Raw genomic sequence first — 23,052 nt, 5'->3', positions numbered from 1 at the left:
GTTCGGTCAATAGCTGCTGATACGACCGTGCGGTCACTCAGAGGTTGCGTCGGATTTGCCGTTTTCCTGGATCGGCAGACAAACGCGAAACAGGGCGCCTTCGTTGATTTCACTCTCGACGACGATGGAGCCGCCATGGGCGGCGACGATCTGCTCGGAAATGAACAGACCCAGCCCGAGCCCGGCCACTACCGTCTTGGCGGAAACCCGTTCGAACTGTTGGAAAATACGCTTCTGATTCTCTTGGCTGATGCCGATGCCACAGTCCTGCACCTCGACCCGCGCCTCATCGCCTTCGCGGTAAACCCGTACCTGGATCGGGCTGCGACCGCCGTAGCGCAGAGCGTTGGTCAGCAGGTTGGACACCACCTGCTCGATGCGGAACTCGTCCCAATGGCCTTCCACCGGTGCTGGCGCGGTGAACGACACGTCGGTTTCCGCAGCTTCGATCTGTGCCGCGAAGTTTTGCAGCAGGTTGCTGACCAATTGCACCAGATCGAAACGACTCGGCCGGATCGACAGTTTGCCAGTGCGAATGCGCGACACATCGAGCATGTCTTCGATCAGGCGAATCAGGCTTTTGATCTGCCGCTCATCACGGTCGACCATGGCGTGCATCTTGTCGAGGGTGAATGCCGCTGCGTTGTCCCGAGCCAGGTGCATCTTGCGCAACTGGGTTTCGAGAATCAGACCGTTGAGCGGCGTACGCACTTCATGGGCAACGATCGACATGAAGTCATCGCGCATACGCACCGCCTGCTCCAGTTCCAGTTGGGTGCTTTGCAGTTGTTGCAACAACGCTTCCTGCTCGCGGCGGGCCTGCTCCAGCGCTTCGACCTGCTGCTTCATCGCCTTGCTCTGGCGGTACAGGTCGACGAAAACGTTGACCTTGCTCTTCACCGCATGGATATCCAGCGGTTTGTGCAGAAAGTCCACCGCCCCACTTTCGTAGCCCTTGAACGCGTAGTTCAGTTCACGACCGGCGGCGCTGACGAAAATGATCGGGATGTTCTTGGTTTTCTCGGTGCCGCGCATCAACTCGGCGAGTTCGAAGCCGTTCATGCCCGGCATCTGCACGTCGAGGATAGCCATGGCGAACTCGTGCTGCAGCAGCAACGACAGGGCTTCATCCGCCGACAAGGCTTTGTAGACGGTACGGTCTTCACGCTTGATCAGCGCTTCGAGTGCCAGCAGGTTCTCCGGCAGATCGTCGACGATCAGCAGTTTGGCTTGGATATTACTCAGCATGCGATTCGTTCCAGCTCGACAAGCAGACGGCCGATGCCGTGAATGGGTAGGACATGATCCGGCTGCTGAACCTTCAATGCAGCCAGGGGCATGGTGGCGACTTGCGCCTCTTCGGGATCCTGGACGATGGTCAAGCCACCGCAGCGCTTGACCTCGGCCAGCCCGCGCGCGCCATCGTGATTGGCGCCGGTCAGGAGGACAGCGGCCAGTGATGCACCGTAAGCGTCGGCGGCCGATTCAAACAGGTAATCAATCGAAGGCCGGGAATAATGCACGCGGTCCTCAAGACTCAGCGAAAGGCTGCGATCCTGCTCCACCGAGAGGTGATAACCCGGCGTGGCGAAATACACATTGCCGGCAACGATGTCCTGCTTGTCGGCAGCTTCGTGCACCGGCAGCTCCACGCGCCGGGCGAAGACCTCGGCCAATTGGCTGCGGCGCTCTTCAGGCAGATGCAGAACAACGATGATCGGTAATGCATAGCCTCGGCGCAGCGGCACGAGCAGACTCAACAGCGCCTCAACGCCACCGGCGGAAGCACCGACCACAATCGCCTCGACGCGAGGTAAATCCACGGCCTCGTTCATGTTTTGCGGTAGATCCGTTCTTGTTTCACCAGCGCTTCGAACTGGTTTGCGTAGCTGGAAAAATCCAGCGTCTCTTTGCTGCCCAGCACCAGAAAGCCGCGATGGCAAAGCGATTCATGGAACAGCCCGAACGCGCGATCCTGTAGCTTCTTGTTGAAGTAAATCAGCACGTTGCGGCAGGAAATCAATTGTGTTTCGGAGAACACGCTGTCGGTCGCCAGACTGTGGTCGGCGAAGGTCACGTTTTCGCACAGGCTCTTGTCGAAAATCGCGTAACCGTACGCTGCCGTGTAGTAGTCGGCAAACGAGCGCTGACCACCGGCCTGCTGATAGTTGGCCGTATACGCGCGAACATTCTCCATCGAGAAGATCCCCTGCTTGGCCTTGTCCAGCGAGCGCGGATTGATGTCCGTGGCATAGATGATCGTGCGATCGAGCAGGCCTTCTTCGCGCAGCAGAATCGCCATCGAATAGACCTCCTCGCCCGTGCTGCACCCGGCGATCCAGATCTTGATCGACGGATAAGTGCGCAGCAACGGCACCACTTCCCTGCGGATCGCGAGGAAGTGCGACGGGTCGCGAAACATCTCGCTGACCGGAATCGTCAGCAATTGCAGCAACTGCATGAACGCTGTCGGATCGTGCAGAACCTTTTCCTGCAGGGCCGAAATGGTCGCACATTCGAACTGGCCGAGTGCGTGCTGCACCCGGCGCTTGATCGAAGCACCGGAATAATCGCGAAAATCGTAGCTGTACTTGAGGTAAATCGCCTCGATCAACAAGCGCAGCTCGATTTCACTGTTTCGTTCAGCTGGCGTACTGCGTTCCACTAAATGCGTTCCATCTTCGGTAACCACACGCGAATCAGCGAGAACAGGCGATCCAGATCGATGGGCTTGGCCAGGTAATCGTTGGCGCCCGCTTGCAGGCAGCGCTCCTGATCATCCTTCATGGCCTTGGCCGTCACCGCGATGATTGGCAGCTTGCGCCAGCGCGGATCCTTGCGGATTTCAACGGTGGCTTCGAAGCCATCCATTTCCGGCATCATCACGTCCATCAACACCAGATCGATGTCCTCGACTTCGTTAAGTCTCTCAATCGCCTCACGACCGTTCCGGCCGATCACCACGACTGCGCCTTTGGTCTCCAGCGCGCTGGTGAGGGCGAAAATGTTGCGCACATCGTCGTCCACCAACAGCACTTTGCGACCCTCGAAGACCTTGTCGCGGCTGCGCGCGGTCTTGAGCATCTTCTGCCGTTCATGGGACAACTGCGATTCGACTTTGTGCAAAAAGAGTGTGACCTCATCCAGCAAACGCTCTGGCGAGCGCGCGCCCTTGATGATAATCGAGCGCGAATACTTGCGTAGATCGGCCTCTTCGTCGCGGGTCAGGTTGCGTCCGGTGTAAACGATGACCGGCGGGAACGAGCAGATGTCCTCGGTGGACATGCGCTTGAGCAGATCATTACCAAGCATGTCAGGCAGCTTCAGGTCGATGATCATGCAGTCGTAGATCGTCGTGCGCAGTTTTTCCAGAGCCTCCTGGGCGAGGCCGACGGCGGTAATTTCGATGTCTTCGTCGCCGATCAGGCGCGCGATGCTTTCGCGCTGCAAGTCGTCGTCTTCCACCAGCAACACGCGTTTGACCTTTTGGGTCAGTTTGGCTTCAAGACGAGCGAACACGTCTTTGAGCTCCTCGCGAGTCGTAGGTTTGACCGCGTAACCGATTGCCCCCATGTGCATGGCCGCTTCGACCCGATCTTCAACCGAAATGACGTGCACCGGAATGTGGCGGGTTTCGGCATGCTCTTTGAGCCGTTGCAACACGGTGAGGCCGGAATGGTCCGGCAGGCGCATGTCGAGCAGGATCGCGTCCGGAACGAATTCACGGGCGAGGTCGTACCCTTCGTCTGCGCCATGGGCGACCAGGCATTGATAGCCGAGTTCGTGCGCCAGATCGTAAAGGATGTGCGCAAAGTTCGGCTCATCTTCCACCACGAGGATGCAACGCGTGGCGAACGGTGCCTTGTCGCGATCATCGGCGAAACGCGGGATGTGCACCGGCGCCAGTGGAGAAACCATCGCCGCTGGTACAACGGCCGCAGCCTGTGGCGGCGGAGTAAACGTCAACGGCGCAGTCGAGACCTCGCCGGACTCGTTGTACTGCTGAGGCATCAGCAACGTGAACACACTGCCCTGCCCCGGTGTGCTGGTGACGCTGATCGTGCCACCCAGCAGCGTCGCCAGATCACGCGAAATCGACAGGCCCAGGCCGGTACCGCCGTATTTGCGATTGGTCGTGCCATCGGCCTGACGGAACGCTTCGAAGATGCTTTCCTGTTGATCGGCGGCGATACCAATCCCGGAGTCGCGCACGACGAAAGCCACGCAGTCATTCGGCTGGCCACTGATGGTCAGGCTGACAGTACCTTGCTCAGTGAACTTCACAGCGTTGGACAACAGGTTTTTGATCACCTGCTCAAGGCGTTGGCGGTCAGTGAACAGTGTTGCCGGTGTTCCCGGCAGCAAATCGACACTGAAGGTCAGGCGCTTGTCTGCCGCCATCGGTTCGAACACACCACGCAAACCTTCGGCCAGACGCGCGACGCTGGTGTTCTCCGCGATCACTTCAAGCTTGCCTGCCTCGACCTTGGAGATATCCAGAATATCGTTGATCAGATTGAGCAGATCGTTACCGGCGGAGTAGATCGACTCGGCAAACTTGACCTGTTCGGCGCTGAGATTGTCTTGCGGGTTTTCCGCCAGCAGCTTGGCCAGAATCAACGAACTGTTCAGCGGCGTGCGCAGTTCGTGGGACATATTGGCGAGGAATTCGGATTTGTACTTGCTCGAACGCTGCAACTCTTCGGCGCGCTCTTCAAGTTGCACCTGAACCTGATTGAGTTCGGTGTTCTTCAGGTCCATGGCATCGCGCTGTTCGGCCAGGGTTTGCGCCTGCTCCGCGAGTTGTTCGTTGGTCTGTTCCAGCTCGACTTGCTGGGTTTCCAGATGCGCCTGGGACTCCTTGAGAATCCGCGACTGTTCTTCCAGTTCTTCGTTGGCGGTTTTCAGTTCTTCCTGCTGCACCTGCAACTCTTCGTTGAGCTGCTGGGTTTCGGCAAGCACCTCTTGCAAACGCTGGCGGTAACGGGCGGCTTCGATCGACGTACCGATATTACCGGCAATCAGTTCCAGCAACTCGATATCGCGATCGGTGAGCGGGCGCAGGAAACCCAGTTCGATCACACCGTTGACCCGGTCGTCATCGCTGGTTGGAACGACCAGCACACTGTGCGGCAGACCTTCGCCGAGGCCGGAGCTGACTTTGAAGTAATCGGCCGGGACCGAATCGAGGCGAATCAGACGCGCCTGCTGCGCGACCTGGCCAACGATACCTTCGCCGCTGTAAATCGACTGATCCTGTTCTTCCTGCTCGCGGGAGAACCCGTAAGTGGCCACTCGTTTCAGGCCACCGTGTTCTTCGCGGACGTATAACGCCGCCACAGCGGTACCGAGGTACTGCGCGCAGAATTGCAGAATGTTGCGCCCCAACAAATTCAGCGTCAGTTGCCCCAGCACTTGTTCGGCCAGTTGCGTCTGACCGTTGCGCAGCCACGCCTGCTGCTCCAGGCGATAGGCGCTGGCTTCTTGTGCGGCGAGCGTCGCGCCGTAGCTTTGCGACAGGTTGACCAGATCACGCCGCCCGATATAGGCGAGCAAGCCACTGATACCGGCAATGAACAGCAGGTACAGGCTGATGCTCCAGATCGTCGTGCGACGTACTTCCTCGTTACGCGTAGTGCGCAGGACTTGCTCGGTTTCGATGACATCTTCGAACTGTTTGCGGATTTCATCCGTCAGGCGCTTGCCCCGCCCGGCCTTCACGGCGGCCTTGTAATCCCCGCTGGAGCGCTGCAGGTCGATCATCGACTGCGCATAGTTCGCCCACTCGGTCTGCAAGGCCTTGAGACGGCGCAGACGATCGGTTTGCACGGGGTTGTCGGCGGTCAGCTCAAGCAAGGTATTGAGCGCGACGGTTATGCGCGGCTTGGCGGTCTCGTACGGATCGAGAAAGTGTTCGTCACCGCTGAGCAGAAAGCCGCGCATGCCGGTTTCCAGGTCGACCGTGAGTTTCACTGCTTCATTGGCGTTATTGATCACCCGGTCGGTGTGCTCGACCCACTGGATCACCGACAGCAAATAGGTAATCAGCGACACAAAGAACACAGCACTGAGTATGCCTACGCCGAGGGGCAGACTGATGTTGCGACTCAGGAGTTTACGAAACCGCTGTTCATCAACTGAGGACGAAGAGGACATGGGGCAGCCTTGTCGATCGGGTGAAAAGCAGGGAGTTTGCCCCAAAATGGCAGCATGGATCCATTTTTCCTACAGATTTAGCAGGATTTTCCCACTTTCCCCTGCACGCCGGTATGTGCCAACAGTTATCCTTGCCCGCCTCAACTGCAGCTAAGCTTTTTTGTGTCAGTTCGGGAACTTGTGGCCATGCGCTACTTACTCATGCAAGAGCCCGGCACATTCGACCGGCCGAAACCCAGCGTTAATTTCTTGAGAGCCTTCAATATGTCCACCCCGCCGTTCACCATCCTTGTCGTAGAAGACGACGACATCGTGCGCATGCTCATCGTCGATGTGCTTGAGGAGCTGGAGTTCAAGGTGCTGGAGGCTGATGGTAGCGAGCAGGCATTGGAATGGTTGCGCAATCAGGGAGAAAAAATCCACCTGATGATGACCGATGTCGGCCTGCCCGGCATGGATGGCCGTGAACTGGCCACCAAGGCGCGAACGCTGCACCCAGCCCTGCCCATCCTGTTCGCCAGCGGCTATGCCGAAACCATTGATGTACCTGCGGACATGCACGTCATTGGCAAACCGTTTTCCATCGATCAACTGCGCGACAAGGTGAACGGCATTTTGCCTCACTGATCTTTGCCAAAACATCCGCTTCGCGGCAGCAACTGCTCCAGGTCATTACCCATTGAGCGAGTCCGGATCGACTGATCGATCTTCGGCTTGTGGTCTAATTGCGCGCCCGTTTTGCCCTGCCCGTTTTCAAGGAACATCTGCTCATGAACACATCCCCCGCCACCAAAGTCCTGGTCATCGGCTACGTCTGGCCCGAACCACGCTCTTCGGCAGCCAGTGGGCATGTCATGCAAATTCTCGAAACGTTCCTTGAGCAAGGCTGGGAAATCACCTTCAGCAGCCCGGCAGGCCCCGGTGAACACAAGGCTGACCTGAGTGCTTTGGGCATTCGTGAAGTACCGATCCAACTCAACAACAGCAGCTTCGATGCTTTCCTCAGCCAATTAGCGCCAGACATCGTGCTGTTCGATCAATTCATGATGGAAGAACAGTTCGGCTGGCGGGTCGAGAAACACTGCCCGCAAGCCCTGCGCGTGCTGGAAACCTCCGACCTGCAAAGCCTGCGACACGCAAGGCAGCAGCGCCTCAAGGAGCGCTTGAGGGAAGATCCCGACAATCAGGATTTCACCTCGTTGTTCGTACCGGCGTTGCGCGAAGAGTTCGAGTTGATGGCCGACAGCGACCTGGCCAAGCGGGAAATCGGCGCGCTGTATCGTTGCGACCTCAACCTGATGATTTCGCAAGTCGAGATCCAATTGCTGGTCGAGGAATTTGGCCTGCCGGTCGCGCTGCTGCACTGGTGTCCACTGATGATCGACTTGCCGACAGCCGAACCGCGCACTTTCGCCGAGCGCGCGCACTTCCTCAGCATCGGCAATTTCCGTCACGCGCCCAATTGGGATGCGGTGCTCTGGATGAAAACCACGATCTGGCCGTTGATCCGCGCGCAACTGCCGCAAGCGCAGTTGCACATCTATGGCGCCTACACCCCGCCCAAGGCCACGGCCCTGCACAATGCGGCGCAAGGTTTCCACGTGATGAACTGGGCCGAAGATGCCTTGCAAGTCATGTCAGCTGCGCGGGTGTGCCTGGCGCCACTGCGGTTTGGTGCCGGCATCAAGGGCAAGATTGTCGATGCCATGCTGTGCGCAACACCGTCCGTGACCACACCGATCGGTGCGGAAGCCATGCACGGCAGCATGCCGTGGCCCGGCGCAATCACCTGCACCGCAGAGGATTTCGCCAACCATGCCGTGCAACTTTACCGCGACGAACAGCGCTGGGAAGCAGCCCGCCTGGCAGGTCAGTCGATGTTGAACGAGCGTTATCGGAAGTCGGTACATGGCCCGTTACTCATCGACAAGTTGAAGGACTGTTTGCGAAACATGGCACAGTCAAGAAAGTCAAACTTCACCGGCAGCATGTTGCGCCACCACCATCACAAAAGCACTCAATACATGGCGCAATGGATTGAAGCTAAAAACCGCCATCAAGCAGATAACAACTGACAGCAAGACACTTAACAATACATATATCCAGCATCAACTAATTCATTGATCAAAGCCCTCGAATTAAATTAAAAACAAGTGACTTGCCCAGACAGCAAGCAAGTCACTTGATTAATTATTACTACAGGGACGCCATCATGAACAGCGCAACAACCAGCAACTACGCATTCACTAACTGGATGAGTGCCAATACCGCCATTGATGTTTTACCGCTCTATAAGTTGAGCTTGCCTGGCACTCACAACGCCGGTTGCGACTGGAAGGCCTCATACGCCCTGATCCCGGGCGCACACTGGGTGGCTTGCCAGCACAAGTCCTTTTATGACCAACTGCTCAATGGCGCCAGAGCCCTGGATTTACGGCTCACTTACCAGAACAGCGGCATGGAACTTAACAAATTTCGTTTCCAGCATAACGGCTTTCTGTCTTCACGCTCGCTTGTTCACCTGATAACCGACATAGAGCGCTTTCTCTCAGAGTATCCCGACGAATTCATTGTCCTCGACTTTCATGAAATGAAAGATGGCGACCGGCCCTTTGACTTTGCATGGTTCAACCACATGCTGATTAAACTGCTGGGTAACAGGATCATCCCTGCCAGCAATAGCGGCCTGAATCTGCAACAACTGAAAAGCATAAGCCGCACGCAGCGAATCCTGATTCATGCGCCACAGCATCATGAACTTGACCATAAATACTTTAACCCGAAGCTCCACCATCAATGGATCGGAACGCAAACTCCGAGTGCCAGCGACCTGCAAAAATTCATCGCCACAACAATGTCCTCTCCGCCTTTTCGATACGCACCATGGTCGCTGTCAGCGACCAGTTATGCGGCGCTGGGTGGCCCGGTCGACATTCATACCGAACTGGATCGCTGGTTTGACCCCGCCAATAGTGACTGGCTCCAGAACTGCAATGTCGTCAACGTCGATTTCTTCGAAGAAACCCGACTGGTTGCGTTCTGCATCAGCACGAATCTGAGTAAAGCGCGACGCGGGTAACTGATACTGTCGAGTGCCATTCATTGGCTATTTTTTAGCGGATATTTCCGCGACTGGTAATGTTCTTCGGTGTTTGTATGCTGTATTCGAGCTTTCCCGACAATCGGTGAAACTGGACGATGTCACCCTCGGCATCGGATATTTCAACAATCGCCCAAGGATGGGGCGATGTATGACGACAAGGAGTTGTCACGATGAGCAGCGCCACCGCAACACTCGACAAGCAGACCTGGATGAGCCAAGTACTGGATATCGATCAGCTCAAGCTGACCGATATCGTCTGGCCCGGCACCCACAACAGCGGCATGGATAAAAAAGCGCCCAACTACGAGGTCGTGCTCGGTCACTGGACGACGTGCCAGAACGATTCATTCGCCTGGCAACTGGACAACGGCGCCCGCGCATTCGATATTCGCCTCGGGTGCACTGCCGGGCCGCAGCGCCCGCTGTATTACTTTCACCACAACGGTTTTCAGTCACACCGCGTGCTCGATGAGTTGGTCGAGGCGGTTGCGGCTTTCCTCGATCGTAATCCCGACGAATTCATTGTTCTGGACTTTCATCAACTGGGTGATGGCAACAAGTCTTTTGATCGGCAGCGCCTGAGTGACTTTATGCTCAATCGCCTCGGTTCACGACTGATTCCCCATATGGATTCAATTACTACGATAGGTGAACTCAAACGCAGCAGTAGCAAGCGCCGCATCGTCATGGCAGCGCCCTACTCACCCGAGCAGGACAGAAACTATTTCTGGCCGCAGATCCCGCACAAGTGGAACAAGAAAGTTTTTACCGACACGACGGCACTCGGCCTTCATATCGAAAAGTCTCTTGAGGGTACGCCCCATGAAACATTCATCTGGTCACTGCCAGCCACCTGCTACTCGTTACTAGGCGGGCCGAGCGACATCAAGAAACAACTCAATGACTGGTTTCACTCAAGCCGCGGCTGGGTCACCCGTTGCAGCATCATCAGCACCGACTTTTTCGATGAATCCGAGATTGTCCGCAACTGCTGGGTCGCCAACAGCATGAAAGCAGTTTACGGACGCACGTTGTATCAATCGGGCTGAAAGGGGCATGATCGCCAGGCGATAACAATAAAAGCGTCCTGACATGAGCCGAACAGCCCGCGTAACCGATCCCTCTTACGAGTTGATGGATGACCATAACGGGTTGTCCATCATCTACCGCCAGCACGGCTTCCCATGCCCGCTGGTGCGCTGGCATTTCCATAAGGAATACGAGTTGCATCTGATCGTGGCGAGCTCGGGCAAAGTGTTCATCGGCGACTACATAGGCAACTTCTACCCGGAAACGCTGTTTCTTACCGGCCCCAATCTGCCGCACAACTGGATCAGCCAGGTCGCCGAAGATGAAGTCGTCGAGAAACGCGACATGCTGGTCAATTTCACCGACGAGCTGTTCGAGAGTGGCCATCAGGTGTTCGCCGAGCTGAAATCCCTGGCGCCATTGCTCGAGCGCGCGCAATACGGTATCGAGTTTCGCTGCAAACGCACCATTCGCCAGGCGATGACGCTGATGCAGCGTATTGCCGACTCCACAGGCATCACCCGGCTGGGGCATTTTTTCATCCTGATGGAGCTGCTCGCAGCCAGCGATGACTTTCAGCTTTTGTCCGGCGCAACCACTGCGCAACTCGCCGACGAGCACAACATCGACCGGACCAACCGCGCGGTCGATTACATATTCAGCCATTACGCCCGCGATATAGCACTGGAGGAAGTCGCTGAACATCTCGCAATGACGCCGACTTATTTCAGCCGCGTATTCAAGCAGGCGACGGGGCGCAACTTCATCGAGTTCGTCAATCGCCTGCGTATCAGTAAATCCTGCGAGCTGCTGGCCGATGGCGACAAACCGGTGACCGAGGTGTGTTTCGAATCGGGCTTCAACAACATTTCCAATTTCAACCGGCGCTTCCTGCAGCTCAAAGGCATGACGCCATCGCATTACCGTCGGCTCGCAGTGCAGCGACTGACCGAACAAAACCACACCTGACAACCCGGTCCCCTGTAGAAGTGAGCCTGCTCGCGATAGCGGAGTGTCAGCCAACATATCTGCAAACTCTCACACCGCTATCGCGAGCAGGCTCACTTCTACAGGGGGCTGCGTCGGCATCAGAAACCTGTACGCATTCGATAGCGTCTGACCGCTGAAAACCCCTTCCCTGCGTTTACCCTGCCAAACACCAGTGCAAAAAAGTATCGATAAAAGTGCTAGGGATGATTTGTCAGCCCTGTGATTGAAGGCTGTAATCAGTGCACATTCTTCCTGTCGTCGGAAGACACAAAAACAATAACTGTCCTTCTGCTACCCACCGGGCGCAGAAAAGGAGTGCACGATGCAACCCACTGCAAAAGCTCTGCTTGCCCTCACCTGCATGACCCTCAGCAGCGTCAGCCTTGGCGCCCAGACTCTGACCATTGCCACCGTCAACAACAGCGACATGATCCGCATGCAAAAGCTCTCGAAAACTTTCGAGACCGAGCATCCGGACATCAAGCTCAATTGGGTGGTACTGGAAGAAAACGTTCTGCGCCAACGCCTGACCACCGACATCGCCACCCAGGGCGGGCAGTTCGACGTGTTGACCATCGGCATGTACGAAGCGGCACTGTGGGGCGCCAAAGGCTGGCTCGAACCAATGAAGGATCTGCCGGCCAGTTATGCCCTCGACGATGTGTTCCCATCGGTGCGCGAAGGCCTTTCGGTCAAGGGCTCGCTGTATGCCCTGCCGTTCTACGCGGAAAGCTCGATCACCTATTACCGCACCGACCTGTTCAAGGATGCGGGCCTGACCATGCCCGAGCGTCCGACCTGGGAACAGATTGCCGGTTTCGCCGAAAAGCTTACGAAAAAGGATAAAGAACAGTACGGCATCTGCCTGCGCGGCAAGGCCGGCTGGGGCGAAAACATGGCGCTGATCACCACGGTCGCCAACGCCTACGGCGCGCGCTGGTTCGATGAAAAATGGCAGCCGGAATTCAATGGCCCCGAGTGGAAGAACGCACTGAACTTCTACGTCGACACCATGAAGAAATCTGGCCCGCCGGGTGCTTCGAGCAACGGTTTCAACGAAAACCTCGCCTTGTTCAACAGCGGCAAATGCGCGATGTGGGTCGATGCCAGCGTCGCCGGTTCGTTCGTCACCGACAAGACCCAGAGCAAGGTTGCTGATCACGTCGGCTTCACCTTCGCCCCGCATCAGGTCACCGACAAAGGTTCGGCATGGCTGTACTCGTGGGCGCTGGCGATTCCGACCAGCTCCAAAGCCAAGGATGCCGCCAAAGAGTTCAGCGCCTGGGCGACCTCCAAAGAGTACGGCGAGCTGGTGGCGAAGACTGACGGTATCGCCAACGTACCACCGGGCACCCGCGCCTCAACCTACAGCGACGCCTACATGAGCGCAGCACCGTTCGCCAAGGTCACGCTGGAATCGCTGAAGGCTGCCGATCCGGGCAAACCGACGCTCAAACCGGTGCCGTACATTGGCATTCAACTGGTGACCATTCCTGAATTCCAGGCCGTGGGCACCCAGGTCGGCAAGCTGTTTTCGGCAGCGCTGATCGGCCAGACCACGGTGGATCAAGCCCTCGCCGCCGCTCAGCAATCCACTGAACGCGAGATGAAGCGCGCCGGGTATCCCAAGTAACCCGCAAAGCTCGCTCCTGCCTTTTGTAGGAGTGAGCCTGCTCGCGATGGCGGTTTTCAATCTGAAACAGACGGTGACTGACACACCGCCATCGCGAGCAGGCTCACTCCTCCATTAGATCTCCATAGGTCTGTATGACTCGGTTGTGATCACCATGAATACTTCAACTGCCAAAGCCCACCTCGACCTGTCGCAACCTGCGCGCAAGGTCCGCGTACGCAACCCCGGCTGGTTTCTGGTCAGCCCTTCGGTGGCCCTGTTGCTGCTGTGGATGATCGTGCCGCTGGGCATGACCATCTACTTTTCGCTGATCCGCTACAACCTGCTGTATCCCGGGGAAAACGAATTCGTCGGGCTGGAAAACTTCAGCTACTTTCTGACCGACTCGGGTTTTCTGCCCGGCGCCACCAACACATTGTTACTGGTCGGCAGCGTACTGCTGATCAGCGTGGTCCTCGGCGTGTTGATCAGTGCATTGCTTGAAGCCAGCGAATTTCTCGGGCGCGGCATCGTGCGGGTCATGCTGATCTCGCCGTTCTTCATCATGCCCACGGTCGGTGCGCTGATCTGGAAGAACCTGATTTTCCATCCGGTCTCCGGGATCCTCGCCTACATCTGGAAGTTGTTCGGCGCGCAACCGGTGGACTGGCTCGCCCACTACCCGCTGCTGTCGATCATCATCATTGTCTCGTGGCAGTGGCTGCCCTTCGCGATCCTGATTCTGATGACAGCGATGCAGTCCCTCGACCAGGAACAGAAAGAAGCGGCGCGCCTCGACGGTGCCGGGCCGATCGCGATCTTCTGGCACCTGACCCTGCCGCATCTGGCACGGCCGATTGCCGTGGTGGTGATGATCGAAACGATCTTCCTGCTGTCGGTGTTCGCCGAGATTTTCACCACCACCAACGGTGGCCCCGGCTACGCCTCGACCAACCTCGCCTACCTGATCTACAACCAGGCGCTGGTGCAGTTCGACGTCGGCATGGCCTCGGCGGGCGGTCTGATTGCCGTGGTCATCGCCAACATCGCCGCGATCATTCTGGTGCGGATGATCGGCAAAAACCTGACTGACAAAGCCTGAGGCCTGCCATGACTCTCCAACAATCCCGCCGGCTGCAAAGCCTGCTGCTCGGCACCCTGGCCTGGGCCATCGCGATCGTGATTTTCTTCCCGATCTTCTGGATGGTGATGACCAGTTTCAAAACCGAAATCGACGCGTTCGCCACGCCGCCGCAGTTCATCTTCACGCCGACGCTGGAGAACTACCTGCACATCAATGAGCGCAGCGATTACTTCAGCTTCGCCTGGAACTCGGTGGTGATTTCCTTCAGCGCCACGGCCCTGTGCCTATTGATCGCAGTGCCGGCGGCGTACTCGATGGCGTTCTACGAAACCCAGCGCACCAAAGGCACGCTGCTGTGGATGCTCTCCACAAAAATGCTGCCACCGGTGGGCGTGCTGATGCCGATCTACCTGCTGGCCAAAAGTTTCGGCCTGCTCGACACGCGCATCGCGCTGATCGTGATCTACACGCTGATCAACCTGCCGATCGTGGTCTGGATGGTTTACACCTACTTCAAGGACATCCCCAAAGACATCCTCGAAGCCGCCCGCCTCGACGGCGCGACGTTGTGGCAGGAAATGGTCCGCGTGCTGTTGCCGATCGCCAAGGGTGGCCTCGCCTCGACTGTGCTGCTGTCGCTGATCCTGTGCTGGAACGAGGCGTTCTGGTCGCTGAACCTGACCTCGTCGAAAGCCGCGCCACTGACCGCTCTGATCGCCTCGTATTCGAGCCCGGAAGGTTTGTTTTGGGCCAAGTTGTCGGCAGTCTCGACCCTGGCGTGTGCGCCGATTCTGATCTTCGGCTGGATCAGCCAGAAACAACTGGTGCGCGGCCTGTCGTTCGGCGCCGTGAAATGAAGATTGAAAAGCAAAAGATCGCAGCCTTCGGCAGCTCCTACATAAAGCATGCCGTCCCCCTGTAGGAGCTGCCGCAGGCTGCGATCTTTTGATCTTAAAAAAACAACATTGCGGAGGCCCATCCTCATGGCCAACCTGAAAATCAAGAATCTGCAAAAAGGCTTCGAAGGTTTCTCCATCATCAAAGGCATCGACCTTGAGGTGAACGACAAGGAGTTCGTGGTCTTCGTCGGCCCGTCCGGTTGTGGCAAATCCACCCTGTTGCGGCTGATCGCCGGCCTCGAAGAAGTCAGCGGCGGCACCATCGAACTCGATGGCCGCGACATCACCGAAGTCAGCCCGGCCAAGCGCGATCTGGCGATGGTGTTCCAGACCTACGCGCTGTATCCGCACATGACCGTGAAAAAGAACATGTCGTTCGCCCTCGATCTGGCCGGCGTACCGAAAGCCGAAGTCGAGAAGAAAGTCGGCGAGGCCGCGCGCATTCTCGAACTCGGCCCGATGCTTGAGCGCAAGCCAAAGCAGCTCTCCGGTGGTCAGCGTCAGCGCGTCGCGATTGGCCGCGCCATTGTGCGCAATCCGAAAATCTTCCTGTTCGACGAACCGCTGTCCAACCTCGACGCTGCGCTTCGCGTGCAGATGCGTCTGGAACTGCTGCGCCTGCATAAAGACCTGCAAGCGACGATGATCTACGTGACCCACGATCAAGTTGAAGCGATGACCATGGCCGACAAGGTCGTGGTGCTCAATGGCGGCAAGATCGAGCAAGTCGGCTCGCCACTGGACCTGTATCACAACCCCGCGAACCTGTTCGTCGCCGGTTTTCTCGGCACACCGAAAATGGGTTTCCTCAAGGGCAAGATCGCCCGCCTCGACGCCCAGAGCTGTGAGGTTTCGCTGGACGCCGGAACGCGCATCACCTTGCCGTTCAACACCGTCAACCTCAGCGTCGGCAGCGCCGTGACCCTGGGCATCCGCCCGGAACACCTGGAACTGGCGCAAGCGGGCGACTGCACGTTGCAAGTCACCGCCGACGTCAGCGAGCGCCTCGGCAGCGACACTTTCTGCCACGTCGCCACGAATGCCGGCGAAGCCCTGACCATGCGCGTGCGCGGGGACCTGGCCAGCCGTTACGGCGAGCAACTGAGCCTGCACCTCGATCCGACGCACTGCCATTTATTCGATGCCGAAGGTGTCGCGCTGACCCGTCCGCTGCGCGCTGCGGCCTGATTTCGAGAACTCCCGATGAAACTCAACCAACAGAACCTCCATCGTCTGGCCGCCGAAGTGCAACTGCCGGCCTACAGCCTCAGCGACACCCGTCAGGGCATCGCCCACATCGGCGTCGGCGGTTTCCACCGCGCGCATCAGGCGTATTACACCGACGCGCTGATGAATACCGGCGAAGCGCTGGACTGGGCGATTTGCGGCGTCGGCCTGCGCACCGAAGACCGCCGCGCCCGCGACGATCTCAAAGAGCAGGATTACCTGTTCACCCTGTTCGAACTCGGTGACAGCGACGACACCGAGGTGCGCGTGATCGGCGCGATTCGTGACATGTTGCTCGCCGAAGACAGCGCTCAGGCGTTGATCGACAAACTCGCCGCCCCACAGATCCGCATCGTCTCGCTGACCATCACCGAAGGCGGTTATTGCATCGACGACAGCAACGGCGAGTTCATGGCGCACCTGCCGCAAATTCAACATGATCTGGCCAATCCGCAGGCACCGAAAACCGTGTTCGGCTTTTTGTGTGCAGCCCTGGAAAAACGCCGGGCGGCGGGCATCCCGGCATTTACCGTGATGTCTTGCGATAACCTGCCGCACAACGGCGCCGTGACGCGCAAGGCGCTGCTGGCGTTTGCCTCTCTGCGCAATAGCGATCTGTGCAGCTGGATTGACGCCAACGTCAGTTTCCCCAACGCCATGGTCGATCGCATCACGCCGATGACCAGCACTGCGCATCGCCTGCAACTGGCCGACAAACATGGGGTCGACGATGCCTGGCCGGTGGTCTGCGAACCATTTGTGCAGTGGGTGCTGGAGGACAAATTCGTCAACGGTCGGCCGGCTTGGGAAAAGGTCGGCGTGCAGTTCACCGACGATGTTTCGCCGTACGAAGATATGAAAATCAAACTGCTCAACGGCAGCCATCTGGCGCTGACCTATCTGGGCTTTTTGAAAGGCTATCGGTTTGTTCACGAGACCATGAACGACCCGCTGTTCGTGCGTTACATGCGCGCCTATATGGATCTGGACGTGACCCCGCAACTGGCGCCGGTGCCCGGCATTGATCTGACGGATTACAAAAACACGCTGGTGGCGCGTTTCTCCAATCAGGCGATTGCCGATCAGCTGGAGCGGGTGTGCTCGGACGGCTCCTCGAAGTTTCCCAAGTTCACCATCCCGACGATCAATCGCTTGATTGCTGATGGGCAGGAGACTAAACGTGCGGCGTTGGTGGTGGCGGCGTGGGCGTTGTATTTGAAAGGCGTGGATGAGAATGGTGATACCTATTCGATCCCGGATCCGCGCGCGGCGTTTTGTCAGGTGTTGGTGGCAGACGATGCTTTAATGACTCAGCGGTTGTTGGCGGTCGAAGAGATTTTTGGCACGGCGATACCACGTTCGGCGGAGTTTGTGGCGGCGTTTGAGTGGTGCTGCAACAGTTTGCGCGAGGACGGTGTGACGCGGACTTTGCAGCGGATTCTGGATTGAAAAGCCCCTCACCCTAGCCCTCCCGAAACGTCGGACCGCCCAGAGGGAGAGGGAACTGACCGAGGGGTTTGTACAAGTTACATCGACCTGAACGTCCGGAGTCGAACTCAGGATTTGAACAGCCCCTGATTGAGAGATCCGCAGTCGAACTCAAATTTTGAACAGCCCCGGTTGAGAGAACCGGAGTCGAACTCAGCTTTTGAACAGCCCCCCGATCGGCTCCCTTTCCCCCTCGCCCCCTTGGGGGCGGTCCGACGTTTCGGGAGGGCTGGGGTGAGGGGGTAAGCTCTTGATCTTCACCACACCCGAGTGGTCCACACATGACAACACAACAACTGTTCCTAGGCATCGACTGCGGCACCCAAGGCACCAAAGCCATCATCCTCGACGCCGCCAGCGGCCAGGTGCTAGGTCAAGGCGCCGCCGCACACACGATGATCAGCGGCGCGAATGGCCGCCGCGAGCAAGACACCCAGCAATGGCTCGAAGCCTTCGCCCTCGCCACCCGCCAGGCGTTGCTGGCGGCAAATGTCGACGGCCAGTCGATCCTCGGCATCGGCGTCTCCGGCCAGCAACACGGTCTGGTCCTGCTCGATGATCAAGGTGAAGTCCTGCGCCCGGCCAAGCTCTGGTGCGACACCGAAACCAGCGCCGAAAATGACCGTCTGCTCACTCATCTGGGCGGCGAAAAAGGCTCGCTGGAACGCCTCGGCGTGGTCATCGCCCCGGGCTACACCGTGTCGAAACTGCTCTGGACCAAAGAACAGCATCCCGTGGTGTTCTCACGCATCGCGCGCATTCTGCTGCCCCACGACTACCTCAACTTCTGGCTCACCGGCCGCGCCTGCAGCGAATACGGCGACGCCTCCGGCACTGGCTATTTTAATGTGCGCACCCGCCAATGGGACTTGCAACTGCTGCGCGACATCGACGCCAGCGGACGCCTGCAAGCGGCATTGCCGGAGCTGATTGACGCGCATCAAGCCGTCGGCGCGATCCTCCCGGCGATTGCCGCACACCTTGGCATCAACCCCAACGCACAGGTATCGAGTGGTGGCGGCGACAACATGATGGGCGCCATCGGCACCGGCAATATTCAGCCCGGCGCGATCACCATGAGCCTGGGCTCTTCCGGCACGGTGTACGCCTATTCCGACGCACCGAAAGTCAGCCCGGACGCTTCGGTTGCGACCTTCTGCTCGTCCAGCGGCGGCTGGTTGCCGCTGATCTGCACCATGAACCTGACCAACGCCACCGGCGCGATTCGCGAATTGTTCGACCTTGATCTGCAGCAGTTCAACGACCTCGTCGCCCAGGCGCCCATCGGCGCCGACGGCGTGAGCATGCTGCCGTTTCTCAACGGCGAACGCGTACCCGCGCTGCCTCATGCCACCGGCAGCCTGCACGGCTTGACGCTGGACAACCTGACCCAGGCCAATCTGTGCCGCGCCGCCGTCGAGGGCACAACCTTTGGTCTACGTTACGGACTGGATTTGCTCCGCCACAATGGTTTACAAAGCCGCAGCATTTGCCTGATCGGTGGCGGTTCGAAAAGCGCGGTATGGCGACAGATCGTCGCCGACATCATGAATACTCCGGTGATCTGCACCGAACAAAGCGAAGCCGCCGCCCTCGGCGCGGCGATTCAAGCGGCGTGGTGCAAATCCTGGTCCAATGGCCACGAAGACAGCCTCGCCGAGCTGTGCCAACGCTGCGTGAAACTCGATTCCAGCAGTGAAACCCTGCCGATTGCCGCCAACGTCGCGGCGTTCCAGCAGGCCTATGAACGCTATCAACAGCATGTCGCAACCCTATAAAGAGCAAACAATTATGTATTTGGTGTGTGGCGAAGCCCTGTTTGATTTCTTCAGTGAAGACGACGCCAGCGGTCTGGCCTCGAAAGTGAATTTCAAGGCGATTGCCGGCGGCTCGCCGTTCAACGTCGCCGTGGGTTTGCGCCGTCTGGGCGTGGACTCGGCCTTGTTTGGCGGACTGTCCACCGACTACCTCGGCCGCCGCTTGCAGCAAGTGCTGCAGGATGAAGGTGTGTGCCCGGACTATCTGGTGGACTTCGCCGCGCCGACTACGCTGGCAATGGTCGCCGTCGGTGCCAATGGCTCGCCGCACTACAGCTTTCGTGGCGAAGGCTGTGCCGATCGGCAACTGAGTCTTGCGCATCTGCCAGTGCTGGGTCCTGAGGTGCGCGGCTTGCACATTGGTTCGTTCTCGCTGGTGGTGCAGCCTATTGGCGATACGCTGCTGGCCTTGGTGCAGCGTGAAAGTGGCAAGCGCGTGATCACCCTCGACCCGAACGTGCGCCTCAATCCCGAGCCAAACATCGACCTGTGGCGCGAGCGCATCGCGACGCTGGTGCCACTGGCCGATCTGATCAAGGTCAGCGACGAAGACCTGAGCCTGCTCTACCCCGAACAGGACCCGCAGCGCGTGATCGAAGGCTGGCTCGAACAGCGCTGCCAGATCGTCTTCCTCACCCGTGGCGGCGACGGCGCCAGCGTGTTCAGCCGCCACCACGGCAGCTGGTCTGTGCCGGCGGCCTCGGTGAAAATCGCCGACACCGTTGGCGCTGGCGATACTTTCCAGGCCGCGCTGATTACCTGGCTGACCGAGCATGGCCTGGATTCGGTCGAAGGCGTTCAGCAACTCGCCCGCGAGCAGATCGACGCCATGCTCAAGTTCGCCGTGCAAGCCGCTGCGCTGACCTGTAGCAAGACTGGTCCGGATCTGCCCTATCGTCACCAATTGAGCTAGGCCGTAGACTGTCGGCCTTTTTGCGCACGACGGGATAACGGCTTTTGAAATACGGGCAGACGCTGGGACTACTGACACTGGCAACGCTACTGACCGGGTGCGGCACCTCGCCGCCCCGCTCGCCAGAAGATATCTGCGAGATTTTCCGCGAGAAAAGCGACTGGTACGACGCGGCGCAAGTCACGCAAAAACGCTGGGGCGTGCCGATTCAGGTGCCCTTCGCGATCATGTATCAGGAATCCGGCTACCGCTACGACGCCAAGACTCCGCGCAAATACTTGCTCTGGGTGATCCCGTGGGGCCGTGTGTCCACCGCATCGGGCTATGCGCAAGCCAAGGATGAAGTCTGGGCCGACTATCAGAAAAGCACCGGTCGCAGCGGCGCCGATCGCGAAGACTTCGACGACGCCATCGACTTTGTCGGTTGGTACATGGACAAGACCTATTCGATCAACGGCGTCTACAAGTACGACGCCTATAACCAGTACCTCAACTACCACGAAGGCTGGGGCGGCTTCCGCAACAAGACTTACGCCAGCAAAGCGTGGCTGATGCCGACGGCGCGCAAAGTGCAGAACCGCTCGGATGTGTATGCGCGGCAATATGCCGGGTGCAAAGAGGATTTGAATCGCGGGTTCTGGAGCCGGTTCTGGCATTGGTTATAGCAGCAATTTCAAGGGCCTCATCGCGAGCAGGCTCACTCCTACAGGGGATCTTCAGCGGACGCGGATATCGCGTTCAACATTGATCCATTGTAGGAGTGAGCCTGCTCGCGATAGCGCCCGATCAAGCACTACACATCCAGGACCTACAACACCGAAAAGTTGTAACTCACAATCACCCGAGTCTCATCCACATCCCGGGCAAACTTCTCGTAATTGGTGCGATACGTAGCATTCCTCAAACGCACACTCACATCCTTGAACGTGCCCGTCTGAATCACATACTTCAACTCGCTGTCGCGTTCCCACTCCTTCCCTTCCTGATCACTGCCCAGCACCTTGATGTGGTCACCGTTCACATAACGGGTCAGGAAACTAAGACCATTGATGCCGATGGCCTTGAAGTCATAGTCATAACGCAACTGCCAGGAACGTTCCTGCGCGGCGGCGAAGTCGTTGACCTGCACATAGTTGACCAGATACGGATTGCTGCCATCGAGGTACGGCATCGAGTTGTCGCCGTTCATGCGCTGCCAACCGGCGCTGAACGTGTGGCCGCTGTGCGCATAGGACAGCATGCCGCTCAAGGCACGGTTATCGATGGAACCGGCTTTCGCATCGCCACTGTCGGCGCTCTTCAGCAAGCGCAAGTCGGCCTTCAACACACCGCCACCCATTGGCTGATTGGCTACCAGACCGACGAAATGCTGACGATAGATGTCTTCCAGTTCGGCGTAGTGATATTGGCCGGTCAGGCGATCATTGATCTTGTAGTCAAAACCATACATGTCGAAATGATCGGCGGTGGTATTGCACGCGTAGCGCTTGTTCTTGCAGTGCACGCGAATGTCTTGCGAATCGGTGGAGTCGCGTGCGGTGTACTTGTCCAGGCGCGCGGCCATGAAGTTCAGGTCTTTTACCTCTTTAGAAGTGAGCATCGCGCCATTGAACATGGTCGGCAGCAAACGACCGTCGTTGTATTTCAGCAATGGCAGATCCGGCAACAGCGCGCCGTACTTCAGCACTGTGTCCGAGACCTTGACCTTGGCGGTCAGGCCCATTTTCGCGTACTGACCTTTCGAACCGCGCGGGTTCTCGCCGCTCGATGGCAGCAAGCCGCTGTTGCTGCGATCCGGGCTGGAATCGAGCTGAAAACCCAGCATGCCCAGTGCATCAATGCCAAAGCCGACCGTGCCTTCGGTGTAGCCCGATTGCAGGTTGAGAATAAAGCCCTGTGCAGACTCTTCACGCTTGGAAGCGCCCTGATCGCTTGAGGTGTGCCCATCACGGAAATCGCGGTTGAAATACACCGTGCGCGATTCGATTTTCGCCGTAGTGTCTTCAAGGAATCCGCTGGCCTGAACCTGTGCGGTAAAACCTGCGCACAGCACAAAGGCTCCGAAGCCAAACGACTGGCGCGGGGTGATGAGGGAAAATGGGGGACGCATGAAAAACTCCAACACTGCAGCGTTTGCGCAAGCGCGCAACAAACGAAAAATAGCTCCCGTCCCAGCTCATTAATAAGCCGGGAGGAAGAGAACCACGCGGGGATGAACGGCAATGATGGCAGATGGCTTTGACGTGCTACAGGCGACTTTAGTCTGAATCTGACTGGCGATTCTTCAATCTTCGTTTGTAGGAATGATCGTCACAGGCTGGCTTCAGACTTTATCAAATGCCCGGTTTTATTGGGTGAAACGCGCCATCTAGGGGTTTTCCCTATACCACCTGTTGCCCGCGCATACGGCTTTTGCGCCTTGAACGAGGCGGCTTAATCCTGCAACATCCGCCCCCTGCTTATTCAACGGACGGAATTCAAGGCATGCTGGACGCCAACGCAACACACATTACCCTCACGCTCGAAGGCGCCAACGCCGATCTGCAAGTCCTCAGCTTCACCGGTCGCGAAGCCCTCAATGAACCGTTCCGTTTCGACCTCGAACTCGTCAGCGCCCGCCCCGACCTGAAGCTCGAAGAACTCCTGCACAAACCCGGCGTGCTGACCTTCGGCGCCACCGGCGAAGGCACGATCCACGGCCTGGTCTATCGCATCGAGCAAGGCGACTCCGGCA

Annotated in this window: 19 protein-coding genes; 14 read left to right on the top strand and 5 right to left on the bottom strand. The window is 58.0% G+C overall.

Annotated features, from left to right (window positions below):
- Nucleotides 1-33: 33 nt before the first annotated feature.
- From AK821_RS12170 to AK821_RS12155, 4 genes are read right to left on the bottom strand one after another with little or no spacing between them, the layout of a single operon-like run.
- Complete coding sequence (locus AK821_RS12170; protein WP_064389867.1) at nt 34-1,248, bottom strand: hybrid sensor histidine kinase/response regulator; 1,215 nt, start codon at nt 1,246-1,248, stop codon at nt 34-36.
- Nucleotides 1,242-1,835, bottom strand: coding sequence for a chemotaxis protein CheB (locus AK821_RS12165; RefSeq protein ID WP_064389866.1), 594 nt, complete (start codon nt 1,833-1,835; stop codon nt 1,242-1,244). The genes AK821_RS12170 and AK821_RS12165 overlap by 7 nt, the downstream gene beginning before the upstream one ends.
- Entirely contained in the window at nt 1,832-2,665 is an 834-nt protein-coding gene (locus AK821_RS12160; protein ID WP_064389865.1) for a CheR family methyltransferase, read from the bottom strand. Before AK821_RS12160 ends, AK821_RS12165 begins: the two co-directional genes overlap by 4 nt.
- Nucleotides 2,665-6,156: a response regulator gene (locus AK821_RS12155; RefSeq protein WP_064389864.1), complete on the bottom strand. Its 3,492-nt coding sequence runs from the start codon at nt 6,154-6,156 to the stop codon at nt 2,665-2,667. Before AK821_RS12155 ends, AK821_RS12160 begins: the two co-directional genes overlap by 1 nt.
- A 264-nt stretch (nt 6,157-6,420) precedes the next feature.
- Here AK821_RS12155 and AK821_RS12150 point away from each other — a divergent pair, with 264 nt between their 5' ends.
- The 13 genes from AK821_RS12150 to AK821_RS12090 all read left to right on the top strand — a co-directional run bounded on the left by AK821_RS12150 (nt 6,421) and on the right by AK821_RS12090 (nt 20,983).
- Nucleotides 6,421-6,783 carry a response regulator gene (locus tag AK821_RS12150; protein ID WP_064389863.1) on the top strand — a complete coding sequence of 121 codons (363 nt, stop codon included), beginning with the start codon at nt 6,421-6,423 and terminating at the stop codon, nt 6,781-6,783.
- Between the two features lie 143 nt (nt 6,784-6,926).
- A complete protein-coding gene (locus AK821_RS12145) occupies nt 6,927-8,231 on the top strand; it encodes a glycosyltransferase (protein WP_064389862.1) in 1,305 nt (434 codons plus the stop codon).
- 137 nt (nt 8,232-8,368) lie between these two features.
- Entirely contained in the window at nt 8,369-9,235 is an 867-nt protein-coding gene (locus AK821_RS12140; RefSeq protein WP_064389861.1) for a phospholipase, read from the top strand.
- A 194-nt stretch (nt 9,236-9,429) separates the two neighbouring features.
- Nucleotides 9,430-10,308, top strand: a complete 879-nt coding sequence (locus AK821_RS12135) for a phospholipase (protein WP_064389860.1) — start codon at nt 9,430-9,432, stop codon at nt 10,306-10,308.
- Between the two features lie 43 nt (nt 10,309-10,351).
- Nucleotides 10,352-11,257, top strand: a complete 906-nt coding sequence (locus AK821_RS12130) for an AraC family transcriptional regulator (RefSeq protein WP_064389859.1) — start codon at nt 10,352-10,354, stop codon at nt 11,255-11,257.
- A gap of 343 nt (nt 11,258-11,600) precedes the next feature.
- Nucleotides 11,601-12,911: an ABC transporter substrate-binding protein gene (locus tag AK821_RS12125; RefSeq protein ID WP_064389858.1), complete on the top strand. Its 1,311-nt coding sequence runs from the start codon at nt 11,601-11,603 to the stop codon at nt 12,909-12,911.
- A gap of 154 nt (nt 12,912-13,065) precedes the next feature.
- A complete protein-coding gene (locus AK821_RS12120; RefSeq protein ID WP_064390696.1) occupies nt 13,066-13,992 on the top strand; it encodes a carbohydrate ABC transporter permease in 927 nt (308 codons plus the stop codon).
- 8 nt (nt 13,993-14,000) lie between these two features.
- Complete coding sequence (locus tag AK821_RS12115) at nt 14,001-14,831, top strand: carbohydrate ABC transporter permease (RefSeq protein ID WP_034154211.1); 831 nt, start codon at nt 14,001-14,003, stop codon at nt 14,829-14,831.
- Between the two features lie 126 nt (nt 14,832-14,957).
- Entirely contained in the window at nt 14,958-16,061 is a 1,104-nt protein-coding gene (locus AK821_RS12110; RefSeq protein ID WP_064389857.1) for an ABC transporter ATP-binding protein, read from the top strand.
- Between the two features lie 15 nt (nt 16,062-16,076).
- Complete coding sequence (locus tag AK821_RS12105; protein ID WP_064389856.1) at nt 16,077-17,549, top strand: mannitol dehydrogenase family protein; 1,473 nt, start codon at nt 16,077-16,079, stop codon at nt 17,547-17,549.
- A 320-nt stretch (nt 17,550-17,869) separates the two neighbouring features.
- Nucleotides 17,870-19,366 (top strand): xylulokinase, encoded by a 1,497-nt coding sequence (xylB, locus tag AK821_RS12100; RefSeq protein ID WP_064389855.1) that lies wholly within the window; start codon nt 17,870-17,872, stop codon nt 19,364-19,366.
- Nucleotides 19,367-19,379: 13 nt separating this feature from the next.
- Nucleotides 19,380-20,318, top strand: coding sequence for a carbohydrate kinase family protein (locus tag AK821_RS12095; protein ID WP_064389854.1), 939 nt, complete (start codon nt 19,380-19,382; stop codon nt 20,316-20,318).
- A gap of 44 nt (nt 20,319-20,362) precedes the next feature.
- Nucleotides 20,363-20,983 carry a transglycosylase SLT domain-containing protein gene (locus AK821_RS12090; protein WP_064389853.1) on the top strand — a complete coding sequence of 207 codons (621 nt, stop codon included), beginning with the start codon at nt 20,363-20,365 and terminating at the stop codon, nt 20,981-20,983.
- A gap of 143 nt (nt 20,984-21,126) precedes the next feature.
- Here AK821_RS12090 and AK821_RS12085 read toward each other — a convergent pair whose 3' ends face one another.
- A complete protein-coding gene (locus AK821_RS12085) occupies nt 21,127-22,428 on the bottom strand; it encodes an OprD family porin (protein ID WP_064389852.1) in 1,302 nt (433 codons plus the stop codon).
- Between the two features lie 374 nt (nt 22,429-22,802).
- Between AK821_RS12085 and AK821_RS12080 the strand changes: the two genes are divergently transcribed.
- Nucleotides 22,803-23,052 (top strand): contractile injection system protein, VgrG/Pvc8 family (locus AK821_RS12080; RefSeq protein ID WP_329626412.1); only part of this gene is annotated, 250 nt, incomplete at its 3' end.

It is taken from the genome of Pseudomonas sp. RIT-PI-r (assembly GCF_001297015.1).
Taxonomy (GTDB): domain Bacteria; phylum Pseudomonadota; class Gammaproteobacteria; order Pseudomonadales; family Pseudomonadaceae; genus Aquipseudomonas.
This window is presented reverse-complemented; position numbering and strand designations above follow the sequence as displayed.

Coding starts and splice junctions, on each gene's coding strand:
- AK821_RS12170 (WP_064389867.1), bottom strand. CDS start 1,248: ATGCTGAGTAATATCCAAGCCAAACTGCTGATCGTCGACGATCTGCCG.
- AK821_RS12165 (WP_064389866.1), bottom strand. CDS start 1,835: ATGAACGAGGCCGTGGATTTACCTCGCGTCGAGGCGATTGTGGTCGGT.
- AK821_RS12155 (WP_064389864.1), bottom strand. CDS start 6,156: ATGTCCTCTTCGTCCTCAGTTGATGAACAGCGGTTTCGTAAACTCCTG.
- AK821_RS12150 (WP_064389863.1), top strand. CDS start 6,421: ATGTCCACCCCGCCGTTCACCATCCTTGTCGTAGAAGACGACGACATC.
- AK821_RS12145 (WP_064389862.1), top strand. CDS start 6,927: ATGAACACATCCCCCGCCACCAAAGTCCTGGTCATCGGCTACGTCTGG.
- AK821_RS12140 (WP_064389861.1), top strand. CDS start 8,369: ATGAACAGCGCAACAACCAGCAACTACGCATTCACTAACTGGATGAGT.
- AK821_RS12135 (WP_064389860.1), top strand. CDS start 9,430: ATGAGCAGCGCCACCGCAACACTCGACAAGCAGACCTGGATGAGCCAA.
- AK821_RS12130 (WP_064389859.1), top strand. CDS start 10,352: ATGAGCCGAACAGCCCGCGTAACCGATCCCTCTTACGAGTTGATGGAT.
- AK821_RS12125 (WP_064389858.1), top strand. CDS start 11,601: ATGCAACCCACTGCAAAAGCTCTGCTTGCCCTCACCTGCATGACCCTC.
- AK821_RS12120 (WP_064390696.1), top strand. CDS start 13,066: ATGAATACTTCAACTGCCAAAGCCCACCTCGACCTGTCGCAACCTGCG.
- AK821_RS12115 (WP_034154211.1), top strand. CDS start 14,001: ATGACTCTCCAACAATCCCGCCGGCTGCAAAGCCTGCTGCTCGGCACC.
- AK821_RS12110 (WP_064389857.1), top strand. CDS start 14,958: ATGGCCAACCTGAAAATCAAGAATCTGCAAAAAGGCTTCGAAGGTTTC.
- AK821_RS12105 (WP_064389856.1), top strand. CDS start 16,077: ATGAAACTCAACCAACAGAACCTCCATCGTCTGGCCGCCGAAGTGCAA.
- xylB (WP_064389855.1), top strand. CDS start 17,870: ATGACAACACAACAACTGTTCCTAGGCATCGACTGCGGCACCCAAGGC.
- AK821_RS12095 (WP_064389854.1), top strand. CDS start 19,380: ATGTATTTGGTGTGTGGCGAAGCCCTGTTTGATTTCTTCAGTGAAGAC.
- AK821_RS12085 (WP_064389852.1), bottom strand. CDS start 22,428: ATGCGTCCCCCATTTTCCCTCATCACCCCGCGCCAGTCGTTTGGCTTC.